The organism is Caulobacter sp. SRI_008, assembly GCF_057586355.1.
On the sequence record NZ_JBYCZS010000001.1, the window covers coordinates 159,477 to 175,538 of the forward strand.

The window sequence follows — 16,062 nt, forward strand, 5'->3', positions numbered from 1 at the left end:
GTAAGAAACGGGAGCGCAAGCCTTGAGATGGCTCGACGCGCTAGGCGCAGATGAACGGCTGGATGAAGTAGCGGCGGACACCCACCGCCTGATGACCGTGCGCGTCGTCTCGGCGGCCGTGGTCGCCGTGGTGGTCGGCGCGGCCCTGGGGCCGGTCATGGCGGTGACCTGGTTCGCCTGCCTCACCGCCTGCGAGACCCTGGCCTGGACGGTGACCCGCCGCTTCAAGCCCGACATGCCGACCACCGACCGGCTGCGCGCGGCCTTCGTGCTGGCCTCGATCCCGATCAACGTGGTGTGGACCTGGCTGGCGGTCTCGCTGTGGCTGTTCCCGGACGCCGACCTGCGGATCGCCGCGCTCGGCGTGTGCGTGGGCGGCATCATCTTCACCCAGAACTTCCGCCACCAGCCGCTGAGCCTGCTGGTGATCACCGCCGCGCCGCCGTTGGCCAGCCTGGTGATCTTCCCGTTCTTCCTGCATGCCCCGCACGGGGTGGGCCATCCGACCAACAAGTGGGCGCTGGTCATGGTGGTGGCCACCACCATCAACGCCATGCTGCTGAACCGCGCGGCCGCTCGCCGGATGGACGCCCTGACCCGCGGCCTGCGGCAGGAAAAGGAGCGCGCCCTGGCCGCCTCGCAGGTCAAGTCGGTGTTCGTGGCGACCATGAGCCACGAGATGCGCACGCCGATGAACGGCCTGCTGGGCCTGGCCCACGCCCTGAAGGGCACCGATCTGGACGAGCGCCAGCGCGACTATGTCGATCTGATGCTGCAGTCGGGCGACAGCCTGATGCAACTGCTGACCGACGTGCTCGACATCGCCCGCCTGGACGCCGGCGAGACCGAGCTGACGCCCTGCGACTTCGACCTGCACGACCTGGTCCACGCCGTGGCCGACGCCTGGACCGACATGGCCATGGCCCGCGGCCTGACGGTGGACGTGCGCATCGATCCCTCGACGCCGCAGCGCCTGCACGCCGACGCGGCGCGGATCCGCCAGGTGCTGGGCGGGCTGATGTCCAACGCCCTGAAGTTCACGCGGCTGGGCGGGGTGACGATCGAGATTTCGAGCCAGGGCGACGCGCCGGACGGGCTGGAGACCGTGGCCGTGCGGATCACCGACACCGGGCCGGGGATCGACCCGGCCTATGCTGAAAGGATCTTCGAGAGCTTCACCCAGGCCGACGAAACCATCTCGCGCGCCCATGGCGGCATGGGGCTGGGCCTGACCATCGCCCGGGCCCTGGCCCGGCGGATGGGCGGCGACCTCAGCCTGGAGCCCGCCCAGCGCGGGGCGCGGTTCCTGTTCATGATCCGCGCGCCCCAGCCGGCGCCCCCGCCCCTGCCCGCCGCCGTCCCCGAAACGGCCAACGAGGACGACGAGGTTGTCCCCCGCGTGCTGATGGCCGAGGACAATCCGATGAACCAGATGGTCGTGCGGCTGATGCTGGAGGCCGCCGGCGTCGACCTGACGGTGGTCGAGGACGGCCGCCAGGCCCTGGAGGCCCTGCGCGCCTCGCGCTTCGACTGCGTGCTGATGGACATCAACATGCCGGTGATGGACGGGGTCACCGCTCTATCGGAAATCCGCTCCGGCGCCGCCGGCCCGGCCGACACCCCGGTGATCGCCCTGACAGCTTCGGCCATGACCGGCGACCGCGAACGGTTCCTGAAGCTGGGCTTCGACGAGCACCTGGGTAAACCGGTCAAGCCGATGGACCTGATCGCGGCCATCGTCGCGACCCTGGACCGGACGCCCCCGCCCCAGGCGGCGGTGGGATAGCCGCCTGCGGCGGCCCCCTCAGTCGCTCCGCGACAGCTCCCCCAGAGGGGGAGCATCTATTCAGCGAAATCCTCCCCCTCTGGGGGAGGTGGCCCGGAGGGCCGGAGGGGGTCCCGCGGAGCGGGTTACCCCATCTGTTCCGCCAGGGCCCGCGCCTCGTCCTCGAACGCGCTGACCGTATCGACCCGGCGCCAGTCGATGTCGCCCGTATCACGCACCAGCTGGCTTTCCAGCACGGCGACGTCGGCGTCGGAGGCGTCGTTGACGCGGGCGGCGACGCGGGCGCGGAGGACTTCGGCCGGGGCTTCCAGCCAGACGCCCTGGAAGGCGACGTCGAGCTTCTTGGCGAGCGCCTCGGCGCGGGCGCGCTGCTCGGGCTTGATGAAGACGGCGTCGACCACCACCGAGCGGCCGGCCCGCAGCACCAGTTCGGCGTCGCGGAACAGCTCGTCATAGACCTTGTCGCTGACCTCGGCGGTGTAGGCCTCCTTGGGCAGACGCTGCAGGGTCGGCGCGTTCCACAGGCGCTTGCGGATCTCGTCGGTGCGCAGCACCACCGCCCCGGGGGCCGCGCCCAGGCCCGGCGCGCAGACGCGGGCGAAGGTCGACTTGCCCGAGCCCGACAGGCCGCCGGTGGCCACCAGGCTGACCGGCTTGGGCGCCAGGTGCTCGATGGCCGTGGCCAGATAGGCGCGCGCGGCCTCGTCGTCGCCGGTATAGGCCCAGACGTGGGTGCGCACGGCGGCGCGGACACTGAGCATCAGCGGCAGGGCGGCCAGGCCGGTCCACAGCCCCTCGCCGAAGGTGCGGGCGGCCTCGTCGAGATAGGCGTTCAGCACCCGGCCGGCGGCGTCGCGCCGGCGGCGGAAGTCCAGGTCCATCAGCAGGAAGGCCAGATCGTACTGCACGTCGATGTCCGACAGGGCGTCGTTGAACTCGATGCAGTCGAAGAGGATCGGCTTGCCGTCCTCGATCAGGATGTTCCCCAGATGCAGGTCGCCGTGGCAGTGGCGAGCGAAGCCCTCGGCCGCGCGGGCGTCGAGCTGCGGGCCCAGGCGCTTGAGGGCCAGGTCCGTCTCCTCGACCAGCCGCTCGACGGCCTGGGCGCCCAGGCGAGGCGCCAGGCCCCGCAGCAGGTTGGCGTTTGAGGCGATGGTGTAGCCGAGCGCCGAGACGCCGCCGCCCTGCGGGCGCAGCGCGGCGCCGGCGTGGAACTGGGCGATGGTGCGGCCCAGCGATTCCTCCAGGGCGTCGTCGATGGCCCAGGGCTGGGAGGCCAGCACGGCCTCGCCGTCGAAGCGGCGCATCTCGAGCGCGTACTCGACGACCTCGCCCTGGCCGTCGATCTCGATCCCGCCGTCGGCCGACCGGGTCAGCTGGCGCACGGCGCGATAGATGTCGGGGGCGGCGGCGCGGTTGAAGGAAAGCTCGCGCTGCAGCGACCAGCGGCGCAGCTCCAGGGTCGAATAGTCGAGGAAGCCGAAATCGACCGGCCGCTTCACCTTGAAGGCGGACTCGCCCACCAGGAACACCCGAGCGCACGAGGTCTCGATCGTCTGGTCGGCCTTCGCGCCGAGCCAGGCCGCGATTTCCTGTTCGCGCGCCGCTTCCGCGTCCTTGATCACGCCGTCCAACCTCGTCTTCGCCCGCCCCGATCGGCGGCGCCGGGGCGTCCCATAGCGCAAAGTTCGCTGCAAGTCCTCGCGGACGCTTGCTACATCTACTTAGACGATAGTAGCGTTTGATAACCACAGTCTGATGTTGAGGCCACCATGCTCATCGGCTCCGGCCTGAAGCGCTCCGAGCACAAGAAGGCCGAGATCCTGGCGGCGGCGCGCGAGATCTTCCTCAAGGAAGGCTACGCCGACGCGGGCATGGAATCGGTAGCCCGCGCCGCGGGCGTCTCGACCGCCACGCTCTATGCCTACTTCCCAAGCAAGGCCGAACTGTTCCGCACCGTCGTCGTCGACAGCGTACGGAGCATGGCCGAACCGGTGCGCGAAAGCGCCAATGCGGTCGGCGACGCCCGCGCGCGGCTCACCGCCCTATCCCGCGCCTACGCCACCTTCTTCGCCACGCCGGAGACGCGGGCGATGTTCCGGATGGTGACCGCCGAACGAAGGCGGTTCGAGGGGGTGGCCGACCACTTCCTGGGCGCGGCGCGCGAGTCGCTGGGCGGGGCGGCCATCCAGGTGGTCAAGGAGCTGACCGCGTCCGGCGACCTCAAGGTCGACAAGCCCTCCTGGGCGGCCGGCCAGCTGATGGGCATGCTCGACCACGCCACCCTGGTGCTGGGCCTGTCGGCAGGCGACGACGTGCAGCCCGACCGGCCGGTGAACCAGATCGCCGAGGACGCGGTCGAGACCTTCCTGGCGCGATACGCGACCAAGTAGGGTCCCCATGACGAACGTCCGTCGCCGCCTTAGGCTGGCGGTGACGGCGGCGCGTTACGCGCGCCGTCTTGGGGGCTGGAGGGGGAAGTCATGCCGACGAGGATCGCGATCGCCGGGGCTGTGGCCCTGGCCGCATTGGCGCTGTGCGGGTTCGCCGCCCAGGACGGCTATTTCGGCGAGCCGGACGGCCGCAGCGACGGCGATCCGCAGTTCGCCAGGAGTCAGGCCCTGTGCCGGGCCGTGCGCGACCGCGCCCCGCCGCCACAGGACGTTCCCGACGCGGCGACCGCCCGGACGCTGAAGGGCTGCTCGTCCGAGGCGCTTTACTACGGGATCGGCATGGCGGCCGATCCGGTCAAGGCCCGCCAGTGCGCGATCCTGGAAATGAAGACCGGCGAAAAGCCGTACGAGCCGTTCGCCGGCGCCGGCATGCTGATGACCATCTACGCCAACGGTCGGGGCGCGAAGAAGGACCTCGACCTGGCGGTGCACATGGCCTGCGCCACCTGGGGCGCGCCGGTCGACAGCGACACCCTGGTGCAGGCGCTGGACGTCCGTCGCCGGGGCGGACCAGCGGACGAGCCCTTCGATTACTGCCGCGACGTGGTTCCCGGCTCGTCCAACGTCTCCGCGCCGGTCTGTCTGGCGCACGGGGCGCGGCAGGCGCAGCCGGTGCGCGCCGCGAAGCTGGCGGTGCTGACCCGGGGCTTCTCGCCGGCGGCCCGCCAGGCCTACGCGGCGCTGAACGCGGCCGAGGCGCGGTTCGTCGAGGTGCGGCAGGCCAACGAATCCCCGCCGGGCGCGATGAACCGGGGCGTTCCGCTGCGGATCTCCGAAGACGCCCATGACTTCCATGTCGAGCAGCTGGAACAGCTGTCAGGCGCGGCCCGCGTCACCGGCGTGGGCGAGCATCGGGAATACGACGGCAGTCTCAACCGCGTGTACGCGGTGGCCATGGGCGAGCTTCCGCCCCGGCAGCCGGGACAGCTCGGCGAGATCACCCGCGAAGGCGTGCGCGAGACCGAGCGGGCCTGGATCGCCTATCGCGACGCCTGGCTGGCCTTCGCCCCGGTCGCCTGGCCCAAGGCCTCGACCGAAGCGCTGGCGGCGCGGCTGACGCGCGATCGCGTCGGCCAGCTGGCCTGCATCCTGGCCGACCACGACATCGACCCGAACTATGCCGAGCGCTGCTCGGGCTACTGAGGCTCAGGTCAGGGGAACAGCCGCTTGGTCGTCCAGGCGCCGTCGACGCGGTCGTAGACCAGGCGCTCGTGCAGGCGGAACGGGCGGTCGCGCCAGAACTCGATGACCTGCGGTACGATACGGAAGCCCGACCAGTGGGGCGGGCGCGGCACCTTGCCGATCAGGCCGTGCTTGAGGCCCATCTCGGCCACGCGGCGCTCCAGGGCCAGGCGGTCGGGCAGCGGCCGCGACTGGTCGCTGGCCCAGGCGCCCAGCTGGCTGTGGCGGGCGCGGCTGGCGAAATAGGCGTCGGCCTCGGCCTCGCTGACCGGCTCGACGACGCCGCGCACCCGCACCTGGCGGCGCAGCGACTTCCAGTGGAACAGCAGGGCGGCCTTCGGGTTGGCGGCCAGCTCCACGCCCTTGGCGCTTTCCAGGTTGGTGTAGAAGACGAAGCCGCGGCTATCGACCTCCTTCAGCAGCACCATGCGCGAGTCGGGCATGCCGGACTCGTCGACCGTCGAGACGGTCATGGCGTTGGGATCGTTGGGCTCGGACTTGCCGGCCTCGGCCAGCCATTCGCCGAACAGGTGGATCGGATCGCCCTCCGGCAGCAGCGGCGGCGGGGTCGCGGTGGTCACCTGGGAGACGTAGTCGTCCTCGCTGGGCGAGGCGGGGATCAGCGGCGCGTCGGTCATGCCCTGGATATAGGCCCGCGCGCGTCCGGGGGCCATGCTTGACCTGGGCCTGCTCGCCCCTCAGTTTCGCCGCATGACGCTAGCAACCCGCGCCCGCCTCGCCTGGATCCCGTTCGCGCTGTGGATGGCGATCAGCGCCTTCTGGCTCGTCGACAGGCTGCGGACCCGACCGCCGGAGGATCTGCTCGACTGGTTGAGCTGCATCCTGATCTATGGCGGCGCCTTCGTCGCCGGCGTGTACGCGGCGGTGCAGGAGGTCAAGCGCTGGGCGCTGAGGGCGCGGACCGAGGGCCCCTCCACCCATGTGCCCATCACCTGGCACAAACGCAGCGGTTCCTGGCTGGTCATCGGCATGGTCACCGTGATGGTCGTGATGTTCGGAAGCCTGGCGCTGATCGCCGCACGGAGCTGACCGAAAGTCTTAACTTAACCCGGCGTTGACCAAGTCCGCGCGAGGGTCGCGGCATGACCGCCGCCTCGGCCCCTTCCCTGTCCCTTTCCGCCGCCCGCGCCATTCTGGGCGTCGCGCCCGGCGCCGACGAGCGCGAGCTGCGCGCGGCCTATCGCGAGGCCGCCAAGCGCGCCCACCCCGACCGTCCGGGCGGCGACGCGGTCCTGTTCCGCGACGTGCTGGCGGCCTATCGCATGCTGCAGGGCGTGGATGCGCCCGCGCCCATGGGCTTTCCGCCCGCCACCGTCGAGACCCCGGCCATGCCGAGCCAGGCCTGCCTGGACATCGACGCGGCCTTCGCCTTTTCCGGCGGCGCCTTGGAGGCCCGGATCGGTGATCGCCGCCTGCGCCTGACCCTGCCCGCGGGCCTTCGCCAGCGCGACACCGTGCGCGTCGGCAACACCCTGCTGACCGTGCGCATCAAGGCCGATCCCGCCGCCCTGGTGCGCAGCCACGACCTGTGGCTGACCGTGCAACTGGACGCCCAGGTCCTGGCCGAAGGCGGCCGCGTGGAGCTGGACACGATCATCGGCCCGCGCACCGTATGGATCTCGACCAAGGCCGCCGAGCGAGGCCTGGTGCGCCTCAACGGCCAGGGCCTGCCCGCGCGCGGCGCCCATCCGGCCGGCGACCTCTTCCTGCGCCTGGAGCGCACCGGAACCGTGCACGAAAGCGCCGCCCGCTCGCAGCTGAAGCGCTTCGCGGCCGCCTGGGCGGCCTGACCCTCACTCCAGCGTCATGCCCGGCGTCCAGCCGCTGGCGGCCAGGAAGGCGTGCACGTCCGAGACCGTGAGGATCTCGCGCAGCGCCGCCTGCTTGTCCGGGGCCTTGTCGTAATAGGCCTTGGCGATGCGGTAGCCGACCCAGTAGCCGAGGTCGGCGGGCTTCTCGAGCGTGGAATTGTAGAACCAGGCCGACAGGTCGGTCTTGTCGAGATCGGCGGCGAAGGCCGTCTCGATCTCGCGCTCGCGCCCCTTGGTCAGCGGCCCGAAATAGACATAGGCCGGGCGGCCCAGCAGCAGCTGGGTGACGAACTCGGCCCCGCCTTCGACGAGGGCGCTTTCCAGGACGGTCGGCTGCTGCTTCTCGGTCAGCAGCGGGTTCTGCTGAGCGTGGGCGTATTCGTGGATCAGCACGCCGACGAAGCGGCTTTCGACGTCGGGATCGATGAAGTCGACGGTGCACAGCGCCTCCAGCCCCACCTGCACGCCGGTGACCGGACTGCCGATGGCGATCGGCTTGCCCCGGCCGACGGCGAGCGTCACCGACGGGACGCGCGCTTCGGGATACAAGACCGCGAACCTGGCCAGGGCCGTATCGACCCGGCCCTTCACCCGCGGCAGGGTCGCGGCGCAGTCGCGGGCGCGGCTGTAGAGCTCGGGCCGGGCGGCGATGGTCTCGGCCAGCCGGGTCGCGGTCGTGCGGCGGGCGTCGAAGAAGGTGCGCAGGCCCGGCGAGCCGGCGTCGATGTAGCGGCCCTGCAGCTGCTCGGCGCTGGGATGGCCGCCGGTCTCGTCATAGAGGCGGTAGAAGAGATCGACGTCGGCGGTGTCGAGCGTCGCCTTCCCCGTTTGCGTCGAGGTCGGCTGCGCCCAGGCGGGGCTGGCCAGCGTCAGCGCGGCCACCAGGCCCGCCTTCAGAAACCAGGATCCCATGCGCCCCTCCCCCGTCTTTCGAGAGGGCGAGGCTGACCCGCGCCAGCGGCCAAAATCAAGCGCGCGAAAAAATCGACGGTGTCGCTCTTGTTTTTATATCGTGCACGATTAAATCGTACTCACCAATTCAATCGCAGGAGCGAACCCGATGAGCACTCTCTACCAAACCCGCGCCACGGCCACCGGCGGCCGCGAAGGCGGCGTCCGCAGCGCCGACGGCCTGCTGGACGTGCGCCTGGCCATGCCCAAGGCCCTGGGCGGCAAGGAAGACGGCACCAATCCCGAGCAGCTGTTCGCGGCCGGCTACGCCGCCTGCTTCCAGAGCGCCATGGCCTTCGTGGCCCGCCAGCAGAAGATCCCGCTGACCGGCTCGACCGTCACCGGCGTCGTCGGCCTGGCCGCCCAGGAAGTCGGCTTCAAGCTGGAAGTCGCCCTGGAAGTCGAGACCCAAGGCCTTTCGCAGGAAGCCGCCGAAGCCCTGGTTGCCACGGCGCACCAGGTCTGCCCCTATTCCAACGCCACCCGCGGCAACATCGACGTCGCCCTCAGCGTAAAGGCCGCATGAGTTCGGAACCGGACATTTCCAAGCGTGACGCGGTCGAGGTCTTGCGCCTCGACCGCCAGCTCTGCTTCGCGCTGTACAGCGCCGCCAACCGGGTGACGCGGCTCTACCGGCCGCTGCTCGACGCCCTGGGCATCACCTATCCGCAGTACCTGGCCCTGCTGGTGCTGTGGGAGAAGAACCCGCGCACGGTCGGCGAGGTGGGCGAGGCGCTGGACCTGGAGTCCAGCACCCTCACCCCCTTGCTCAAGCGCCTCGAGACCGCCGGCCTGATCGCCCGCGGCCGCGACCCGCAGGACGAGCGGCGGGTGATCGTCTCGCTGACCCCGGCGGGCGAGGCCATGCGCGACAAGGCGCTGGAAGTGGCCGAGCAGTTCTTCTGCAAGCTCGACACGCCGCTTCCGGAGCTGGTGGAGTTGCGCGAGCGGCTGAAGCGGCTGGCGGTTTAGATCAATACAGCGCCCGATCGTCCCGCAGGTAGCGCTCGACGAACTCGGTGAAGCTGTCGGCGACGAAACGGTTGGAATCCGACACTAGGAAGACACGGCCAAAGTCCGGTCCCTCCTCGCAGCAGATGGCCCAGGCCGAGCACCAAATGAGGGTGTCGGCGAAAATCAACGCTTTCATCGAGGCGACGGCCAGGACCGGATCCCTCTCGGGTCCGCCGCACTCCTCGATCACCGATCGGATCCGTTCGAGACCCCACCAGGCATTGAAGAAGTTGTCCATGTCGCCGCCGTCGTCGACGGTCGAACAGGCGTGGATCAGGTAGTCGCGGAAATCGTCGGGCAGGCGGACGCCGTAGTGCGCCGCCAGGGAGGCGACCTCCGCCTCGCCATGCGAGACGAGCCGGTGACGGGCGTGCTCCGGCCTCTCCCAGAGCGCGGTCAGCCGCTCGTGAGGCGTCGCGCCGTCCGCGACGCCGGGCCTGAACGACGCGCCTTCGACGGCGGGCCTTGCTGGCCGAACCTGTACTTGGGCATCCCCCGAGAAATAGCCGTCCGAAGCCGTCGGCGAGACCTCGACGTGGACCTCCCCAGTCCAATCCCTTTGGCGCTGCGATAGATAGACGGCCTGGCCGTCGAACGCATGGCCGGGCTCGCGGACCACCCCGGCCCAGACGTGGGTGATCGCGGCCTCGAGCCTCACCTTGAAGGGCTCGGGAACAGGCGGATTGTGGCCGAAGTCGCGCGACCGCCAAAACTGGCTCGGCGTGACCAGAATATCCTGCTGAAGCGCCATGCCCCAAGCTAGGCCGCGACCGGTTCGACGGCAATGCGAACCTCGTCGCCGCGCGCTGCGCCCATCCGCCCATGGCGCCCGCGCCTCCAACCCGCTAAACCGCGCCCATGCTGCGCCTTTCTGAACTGAAGCTGCCCCTGGACCATGCGCCGGAGGCCATGGCCCCGGCCATTTGCGCGCGCCTGGGGATCGATCCGGCCGACCTGCTGGACGTCAGGCTCTGGCGGCGCGCCCATGACGCGCGCAAGAAGTCGGCGATCCTGATGATCTACACGGTGGACGTGGCCCTGCGCGACGAGGCCGTCGTGCTGGAGCGCTTCGCCGCCGACCACCAGGTGCGGCCGACGCCCGACACCGACTACCGTTTCCCCGTCCGCGCGCCGGAGGGCTTCGACGGCCCGCGCCCGGTGGTGATCGGCGCCGGCCCCTGCGGCCTGTTCGCGGGGCTGGTGCTGGCCCAGATGGGCTTCAAGCCGATCATCCTCGACCGCGGCAAGGTGGTGCGCGAGCGCACCAAGGACACCTGGGCCCTGTGGCGCAAGAGCGAGCTGAACCCGGAGTCCAACGTCCAGTTCGGCGAAGGGGGCGCGGGCACCTTCTCGGACGGCAAACTCTACAGCCAGATCAAGGATCCGCGCTTCCTGGGCCGCAAGGTGCTGGAGGAGTTCGTCGCCGCCGGCGCGCCGGAAGAGATCCTGACCGAGGCCCACCCGCACATCGGCACCTTCCGCCTGGTGCACATGGTCGAGAACATCCGCGCCCTGATCGAGAGCCTGGGCGGCGAATACCGCTGGCAGCATCGGGTCGAGGATTTCGACATCGAGACCGGCGAGGACGGCGCGCGCAAACTCAAGGGCCTGCGCCTGTCGACCGGCGAGTATCTGGAGACCCAGCACGTGGTGCTGGCCGTGGGGCACAGCGCCCGCGACACCTTCGAGGTCCTGCACGAGCGCGGCGTCCACATCGAGGCCAAGCCGTTCTCGATCGGCGTGCGCATCGAGCATCCGCAGTCGTGGATGGACAAGGCGCGCTTTGGAGCCTGCGCCGGCCATCCGGACCTGGGCGCGGCCGACTACAGCCTGTCGCACCACTGCTCCAACGGCCGCACGGTCTACAGCTTCTGCATGTGCCCGGGCGGCACGGTGGTGGCGGCGACCTCGGAGCCGAACCGGGTCGTGACCAACGGCATGAGCCAGTATTCGCGCAACGAGCGCAACGCCAACTCCGGCTTCGTCGTGGCCATCGATCCCGAGCGCGACTATCCGGGCCACCCGCTCGCCGGCATCGAATTCCAGCGCAAGTGGGAGAGCCTGGCCTTCACCGCCGGCGGCGGCGACTACAAGGCCCCGGCCCAGAAGGTCGGCGACTTCATGGCCGGCCGTCCGTCCGAAGCGCTGGGCGAGGTCTCGCCGTCCTACAAGCCGGGGATCAAGATGACGGACCTGGCGCAATGCCTGCCGCCGTTCGTGCTGGAGGCCATGCGCGAGGCCCTGCCCGTCTTCGGCCGCCAGATCGCCGGCTACGACCACCCGGACGTGCTGATGACCGGCGTCGAGACCCGCACCTCCTCGCCGATCCGCATCACCCGCGGCAAGGACGGCCAGAGCCTCAACACCGCCGGCCTGTTCCCGGCCGGCGAAGGCGCGGGCTATGCCGGGGGGATCCTGTCGGCGGGCGTGGACGGCATCAAGATCGCCGAGGCTGTGGCGGCGGCGTACGTGGCGCGGGGGTGGGCGGCGGAGGCGTAAGGCTGGCTCGATCCTTCTCCCCTTGCGGGAGAAGGTGGCGGCCGAAGGCCGACGGATGAGGGGTCTCTCAGATGGGACACGCATCACCCAGCCTGGCCGCCGCACGCGGCTTTGAGTTCTGAGAGACCCCTCACCCGACCTCCCTCCGGGAGGCCACCCTCTCCCGCAAGGGGAGAGGGTTTCAGCCGCCACTCGGTCAAATATCAATGGTCGCCAACAATTCTCGCAAAAGAAGAATTATTGGCGACACTCTCTTTTCGCGAAAATTACACCGAAATCATTGATATCGGAATTTAACCTTGTTGCGCTAGGCTGAACTCTAGTCGGCGTTTTCCAGGGATTTCGATCGTGACCCAGGCCAAAGGCCGCGAAGCCTTGCTCGTGGACGCCAGTTCGTTCTTCGAGGTCTCGCTCGACCTGCTGGTCATACGCGACCTGCAAGGCACGGTGCTGAAGGCCAGCCGGTCCTGGCAGACCAAGCTGGGACACAGCCCCGAGGACATGGAAGGCCGGCCCCTGCTGCGGCTGGTCCATCCGGAAGACATGCCAGGCACCCAGGACAGCGTGGTCGAGGTCGAGACCCGGCGCGACGGCGACCCCGTCCTCGGCTTCATCAATCGCTATCGCCACGCCGACGGCCACTACCGCACGCTGGAATGGCGGGCCCAGCGGGCCGGCGACCGCATCTACGGCGTGGCCCGCGACGTCACCGACCGGGTCGCGGCCGAGCGCCACCTGCTGGAGGCCAAGATGGCGGCGGAGGCGGCCAACCGGGCCAAGTCCAACTTCCTGGCCAATATCAGCCACGAGATCCGCACGCCGCTGAACGGCGTCATCGGCATCATCGACGCCCTGTCGCGCACAACGCTCAGCCCCGAGCAGGCCGAGATGGTCGGGCTGGTGCGCGATTCCGGCGCGACGCTGGAGCGGCTGGTGTCCGACTTTCTCGACGTCTCCAAGATCGAGGCCGGCCAGCTGCAGCTGGAGAACCGCTCGTTCAACCTCGACCAGGCGCTGCGCCTCGGCGTCGAGATGCTGCGCCGCCGCGCGCAGGAGAAGGGCCTGACCTTCACCATCGAGCGCCCGGCCCTGACCGGCGGCCGGCACCTGGGCGACGGCATGCGCCTGAGCCAGGTGCTCAACAACCTGCTGTCGAACGCCATCAAGTTCACCGACGAGGGCGGGGTGACCCTGCGCGTCGGCTCCGAGGAGATCGCCGGCGACACCCGCCTGACCTTCGAGATCGAGGACACCGGCATCGGCTTCGAGGCCGACCAGGCCGGGGGGCTGTTCAACCGCTTCAGCCAGGCCGACCAGTCGATCAGCCGCCGGTTCGGCGGCACGGGCCTGGGGCTGTCGATCTGCCGCTCGCTGGTCGAGATGATGGGCGGCGAGATCTCCGCCACGTCGCGGCCCGGCCTCGGCAGTCGCTTCGTCGTCTCGCTCAGCCTGCCCCGCCTGCAGGAGGCCGTCGAAGCCGACGCCGACGTCGATCCCGTCCCGCTCGAGCCGATCGCCCTGCCCGACCAGCCGCTGCGCGTGCTGCTGGTCGAGGACCATCCCACCAACCAGCGCGTGGCCCAGCTGATCCTGGCCTCGCAGGGCGCCCAGGTGGTGACCGTCGAGGACGGCCTGGAGGCGATCGCCGCCTTCGGCGACGGCGCGTTCGACGTGGTGCTGATGGACATGCAGATGCCGCGCATGGACGGGCTGACCGCCACCCGGGCCATCCGCGCCCTGGAGGCCGAGCGCGGCGCGACGCGCACGCCGATCGTCATGCTCAGCGCCAACGCCCTGATGAAGCACCGCCACGAAGCCCTGGACGCCGGCGCCGACCTGCACGTCTCCAAGCCGATCACCGCCGCCAACCTGCTGGCGGGGATCCACGCGGCGGTGGCCTAGCGCAGGAGCGAGGCCGGGGCGTCGACGGGGACCACGGCCGCGCGGCCGGTCCTGGCGTCGACCAGCACGTCGTGGGGGCCGCGCACGCCCTGGTCGGTTCGCGTCTCAAGGCGCCAGACGCGGCCTTCACGCCGGGGCGCGGCGGCCGTGTAGGGCATGTAGGACAGGCGCAGCGTATCGAAGGCGATACCCTTGGCGGCGTCCGCGTCGGCGTCGCGCAGACGGACCTCCCAGGCCAGCATCTCGGGATGCAGCGCGGCCCAGGTGATGGGCGCGCAGCCGTACCAGTCGCAGCTGCTGGCCTCGGCGATCATCGGCGCGGGGATCGTCAGGGCCAGGAAGGCGGTCGCATAGGCCATGCGGCGACGCCAGATCCAGAACGCGGCGCCGGCAAGGCCCGCCACCCCGGTCACGACCGTCAGGATCGACAGCACGGCCCAGGTGTTGAAGACGTCGCTGCGGGTGGCGATGTACCAGAGGTAGTCGACGCCGCCCTGGATGCGGAACAGCGCCCCAACGGCCACAAAGGCGGCCACGGGAGCAAACAGCACCCAGCCGACGATCCTGGCCCACGTCCCGCGCTTGATCTTCACCGGCCGCCCTCCCCCTGACGCCACGCCCGGAAAGACTAGAGCAACCGCGCAGGTTGACCAGCCCCGCCCTACACAAGCGAAAAGGCCCGGACGATCGCTCGTCCGGGCCTTCGTCGTTTCAGTCCGTAAGCCCGATCAGGCCGCTTCGGCCTGCTCAGCGGGAAGGCGGATCAGGTAGTCGAAGGCCGACAGCGAGGCCTTGGCGCCCTCGCCCATGGCGATGATGATCTGCTTGTACGGCGTGGTGGTCGCATCGCCGGCCGCGAAGACGCCCGGCATCGAGGTCTCGCCGCGATAGTCGACTTCGATCTCGCCGCGATTGCTCAGGGCGACGTTCGAATCCTTCAGCCACTCGGTGTTGGGCACCAGGCCGATCTGCACGAACACGCCTTCCAGATCGACGCGGTGGGCCGTGTCGTGGTTGCGGTCCTTGTAGGACAGGCCGCTGACCTTGGCGCCGTCGCCGTGGATCTCGGTGGTCATGGCCGAAGTGACGATGGTGACGTTCGGCAGGCTGGCGAGCTTGCGTTGCAGAACGGCGTCGGCGCGCAGCTGGCTGTCGTACTCGATCAGGGTGACGTGGGCGACGATGCCGGCCAGGTCGATGGCCGCCTCGACGCCGCTGTTGCCGCCGCCGATCACCGCCACGCGCTTGCCCTTGAACAGCGGGCCGTCGCAGTGCGGGCAATAGGCCACGCCCTTGTTCTTGTACTCGGCCTCGCCGGGCACGTTGACGTTCCGCCAGCGGGCGCCGGTGGACAGGATCACGGTGCGCGACTTCAGGCTGGCGCCGTTCTCGAGCTTGACCTCGATCAGGCCGCCCGGGATCTTGGGAGCCACCAGGCCGACGGCCTTCTGCAGGTTCATCACGTCGACGTCGTACTGCTTGACGTGCTGTTCCAGCGCCGTGGCCAGCTTGGGGCCTTCGGTGTGCTGGACCGAGATGAAGTTCTCGATGGCCATGGTGTCGAGCACCTGGCCGCCGAAGCGCTCAGCCGCCACGCCGGTACGGATGCCCTTGCGGGCGGCGTAGACGGCCGCGGCCGCGCCGGCGGGACCGCCGCCGATGACCAGCACCTCGAAGGCGTCCTTGGTCTTGATCTTCTCGGCGGCGCGGGCTTCGGCGCCGGTGTCGAGCTTGGCCAGGATCTGCTCGACCTCCATGCGGCCCTGGCCGAACGGCTGGCCGTTCAGCAGGATGGTCGGCACGGCCATGACCTGGCGCTGCTCAACTTCCGCCTGGAACAGCGCGCCGTCGATGGCGACGTGGCGGATGCGGGGGTTCAGGGCGCTCATGGTGTTCAGCGCCTGCACCACGTCGGGGCAGTTCTGGCAGGACTGCGAGAAATAGGTCTCGAAGCTGTAGTCGCCGTCCAGGCCCTTGATGCGCTCGATCACCTCGGCGTCGAGGCGCGGCGGGTGGCCGCCGACGTGCAGCAGGGCCAGCACCAGCGAGGTGAACTCGTGGCCCAGCGGCAGGCCGGCGAAGCGCACATCGGCGTCGCCCGAAGCGCGGGTGATGGCGAACGAAGGCTTGCGGGAGTCGTCGCCGGCCAGATTCAGGCTGACCTTGTCGGAGGTCGAGGCCACGTCTTCCAGCAGGGAGAGCATGTCCTTCGAACCCTTGTCGTCGCCGAGGGAGGCGACCAGTTCGATCGGCTGGCGCAGGTTCTGCAGGTAGGTGGTCAACTGGGTCTTCAGACCGGCGTCCAGCATGGCGCGCTCCCAAAAGGCTAGGGGGAGGAAAAGACAGGCGTTCGATTGTCGGGGGAGGATCGAACGCGGCGAACGATCGAGGGGTGCGCCGCCACCCCAGAAGGGAGAGGAGCGGCGGCGCGGGGTAGGCTTTA

General features: G+C 69.9%; 15 protein-coding genes. 9 read left to right on the top strand and 6 right to left on the bottom strand.

Translation table 11 applies throughout. From position 1 onward, the window contains the following. Positions 1–22: 22 nt before the first annotated feature. On the top strand, positions 23–1,786 hold the full coding sequence (locus AC2YHT_RS00780; protein ID WP_487287706.1) for a response regulator: 1,764 nt from the start codon (positions 23–25) through the stop codon (positions 1,784–1,786). A 125-nt stretch (positions 1,787–1,911) separates the two neighbouring features. Here the strand turns inward: AC2YHT_RS00780 and AC2YHT_RS00785 are convergent, their stop codons facing one another. Further along, positions 1,912–3,411, bottom strand: coding sequence for a bifunctional aminoglycoside phosphotransferase/ATP-binding protein (locus AC2YHT_RS00785; protein WP_487287707.1), 1,500 nt, complete (start codon positions 3,409–3,411; stop codon positions 1,912–1,914). 147 nt (positions 3,412–3,558) lie between these two features. On the opposite strand from AC2YHT_RS00785, the gene AC2YHT_RS00790 reads away from it, so the two are divergent. After that, a complete protein-coding gene (locus AC2YHT_RS00790) occupies positions 3,559–4,179 on the top strand; it encodes a TetR/AcrR family transcriptional regulator (protein WP_110118058.1) in 621 nt (206 codons plus the stop codon). A 90-nt stretch (positions 4,180–4,269) separates the two neighbouring features. Next, entirely contained in the window at positions 4,270–5,382 is a 1,113-nt protein-coding gene (locus AC2YHT_RS00795; RefSeq protein WP_487287708.1) for a lysozyme inhibitor LprI family protein, read from the top strand. A gap of 8 nt (positions 5,383–5,390) precedes the next feature. Here the strand turns inward: AC2YHT_RS00795 and pdxH are convergent, their stop codons facing one another. Continuing rightward, positions 5,391–6,059, bottom strand: a complete 669-nt coding sequence (gene pdxH / locus AC2YHT_RS00800; RefSeq protein ID WP_487287934.1) for a pyridoxamine 5'-phosphate oxidase — start codon at positions 6,057–6,059, stop codon at positions 5,391–5,393. 34 nt (positions 6,060–6,093) lie between these two features. Here pdxH and AC2YHT_RS00805 point away from each other — a divergent pair, with 34 nt between their 5' ends. Beyond that, entirely contained in the window at positions 6,094–6,471 is a 378-nt protein-coding gene (locus AC2YHT_RS00805; RefSeq protein WP_487287709.1) for a hypothetical protein, read from the top strand. A gap of 53 nt (positions 6,472–6,524) precedes the next feature. Then, the gene (locus AC2YHT_RS00810) at positions 6,525–7,232 is read left to right on the top strand and encodes a DnaJ domain-containing protein (RefSeq protein ID WP_487287710.1); all 708 of its coding nucleotides are present in this window, start codon (positions 6,525–6,527) and stop codon (positions 7,230–7,232) included. Between the two features lie 3 nt (positions 7,233–7,235). Here AC2YHT_RS00810 and AC2YHT_RS00815 read toward each other — a convergent pair whose 3' ends face one another. Then, complete coding sequence (locus AC2YHT_RS00815) at positions 7,236–8,165, bottom strand: DUF2268 domain-containing putative Zn-dependent protease (protein WP_487287711.1); 930 nt, start codon at positions 8,163–8,165, stop codon at positions 7,236–7,238. 148 nt (positions 8,166–8,313) lie between these two features. Between AC2YHT_RS00815 and AC2YHT_RS00820 the strand changes: the two genes are divergently transcribed. Both AC2YHT_RS00820 and AC2YHT_RS00825 read left to right on the top strand, forming a co-directional pair. Then, a complete protein-coding gene (locus AC2YHT_RS00820; protein WP_110118053.1) occupies positions 8,314–8,730 on the top strand; it encodes an organic hydroperoxide resistance protein in 417 nt (138 codons plus the stop codon). Further along, entirely contained in the window at positions 8,727–9,176 is a 450-nt protein-coding gene (locus AC2YHT_RS00825) for a MarR family winged helix-turn-helix transcriptional regulator (RefSeq protein WP_487287712.1), read from the top strand. The genes AC2YHT_RS00820 and AC2YHT_RS00825 overlap by 4 nt, the downstream gene beginning before the upstream one ends. A gap of 1 nt (position 9,177) precedes the next feature. Here the strand turns inward: AC2YHT_RS00825 and AC2YHT_RS00830 are convergent, their stop codons facing one another. Further along, positions 9,178–9,969, bottom strand: coding sequence for an SMI1/KNR4 family protein (locus tag AC2YHT_RS00830; protein WP_487287713.1), 792 nt, complete (start codon positions 9,967–9,969; stop codon positions 9,178–9,180). Positions 9,970–10,076: 107 nt separating this feature from the next. Between AC2YHT_RS00830 and AC2YHT_RS00835 the strand changes: the two genes are divergently transcribed. Both AC2YHT_RS00835 and AC2YHT_RS00840 read left to right on the top strand, forming a co-directional pair. After that, positions 10,077–11,717: an NAD(P)/FAD-dependent oxidoreductase gene (locus tag AC2YHT_RS00835; protein ID WP_487287714.1), complete on the top strand. Its 1,641-nt coding sequence runs from the start codon at positions 10,077–10,079 to the stop codon at positions 11,715–11,717. Between the two features lie 348 nt (positions 11,718–12,065). Next, positions 12,066–13,619 carry an ATP-binding protein gene (locus AC2YHT_RS00840; protein ID WP_487287715.1) on the top strand — a complete coding sequence of 518 codons (1,554 nt, stop codon included), beginning with the start codon at positions 12,066–12,068 and terminating at the stop codon, positions 13,617–13,619. On the opposite strand, the gene AC2YHT_RS00845 is transcribed toward AC2YHT_RS00840, so the two are convergent. Continuing rightward, the gene (locus AC2YHT_RS00845) at positions 13,616–14,212 is read right to left on the bottom strand and encodes a hypothetical protein (RefSeq protein ID WP_487287716.1); all 597 of its coding nucleotides are present in this window, start codon (positions 14,210–14,212) and stop codon (positions 13,616–13,618) included. The two genes, AC2YHT_RS00840 and AC2YHT_RS00845, sit on opposite strands and share 4 nt — an antisense overlap. A gap of 135 nt (positions 14,213–14,347) precedes the next feature. Continuing rightward, a complete protein-coding gene (ahpF, locus tag AC2YHT_RS00850) occupies positions 14,348–15,928 on the bottom strand; it encodes an alkyl hydroperoxide reductase subunit F (RefSeq protein ID WP_487287717.1) in 1,581 nt (526 codons plus the stop codon). Between the last annotated feature and the right edge of the window lie 134 nt (positions 15,929–16,062).

Bases quoted from the DNA above. Each gene is read 5' to 3' on its own strand.
- AC2YHT_RS00830 (WP_487287713.1), bottom strand. From the start codon at position 9,969: ATGGCGCTTCAGCAGGATATTCTGGTCACGCCGAGCCAGTTTTGGCGG.
- AC2YHT_RS00825 (WP_487287712.1), top strand. From the start codon at position 8,727: ATGAGTTCGGAACCGGACATTTCCAAGCGTGACGCGGTCGAGGTCTTG.
- AC2YHT_RS00835 (WP_487287714.1), top strand. From the start codon at position 10,077: ATGCTGCGCCTTTCTGAACTGAAGCTGCCCCTGGACCATGCGCCGGAG.
- ahpF (WP_487287717.1), bottom strand. From the start codon at position 15,928: ATGCTGGACGCCGGTCTGAAGACCCAGTTGACCACCTACCTGCAGAAC.
- AC2YHT_RS00805 (WP_487287709.1), top strand. From the start codon at position 6,094: ATGCTTGACCTGGGCCTGCTCGCCCCTCAGTTTCGCCGCATGACGCTA.
- AC2YHT_RS00820 (WP_110118053.1), top strand. From the start codon at position 8,314: ATGAGCACTCTCTACCAAACCCGCGCCACGGCCACCGGCGGCCGCGAA.
- AC2YHT_RS00815 (WP_487287711.1), bottom strand. From the start codon at position 8,165: ATGGGATCCTGGTTTCTGAAGGCGGGCCTGGTGGCCGCGCTGACGCTG.
- AC2YHT_RS00790 (WP_110118058.1), top strand. From the start codon at position 3,559: ATGCTCATCGGCTCCGGCCTGAAGCGCTCCGAGCACAAGAAGGCCGAG.
- AC2YHT_RS00795 (WP_487287708.1), top strand. From the start codon at position 4,270: ATGCCGACGAGGATCGCGATCGCCGGGGCTGTGGCCCTGGCCGCATTG.
- AC2YHT_RS00810 (WP_487287710.1), top strand. From the start codon at position 6,525: ATGACCGCCGCCTCGGCCCCTTCCCTGTCCCTTTCCGCCGCCCGCGCC.
- pdxH (WP_487287934.1), bottom strand. From the start codon at position 6,059: ATGACCGACGCGCCGCTGATCCCCGCCTCGCCCAGCGAGGACGACTAC.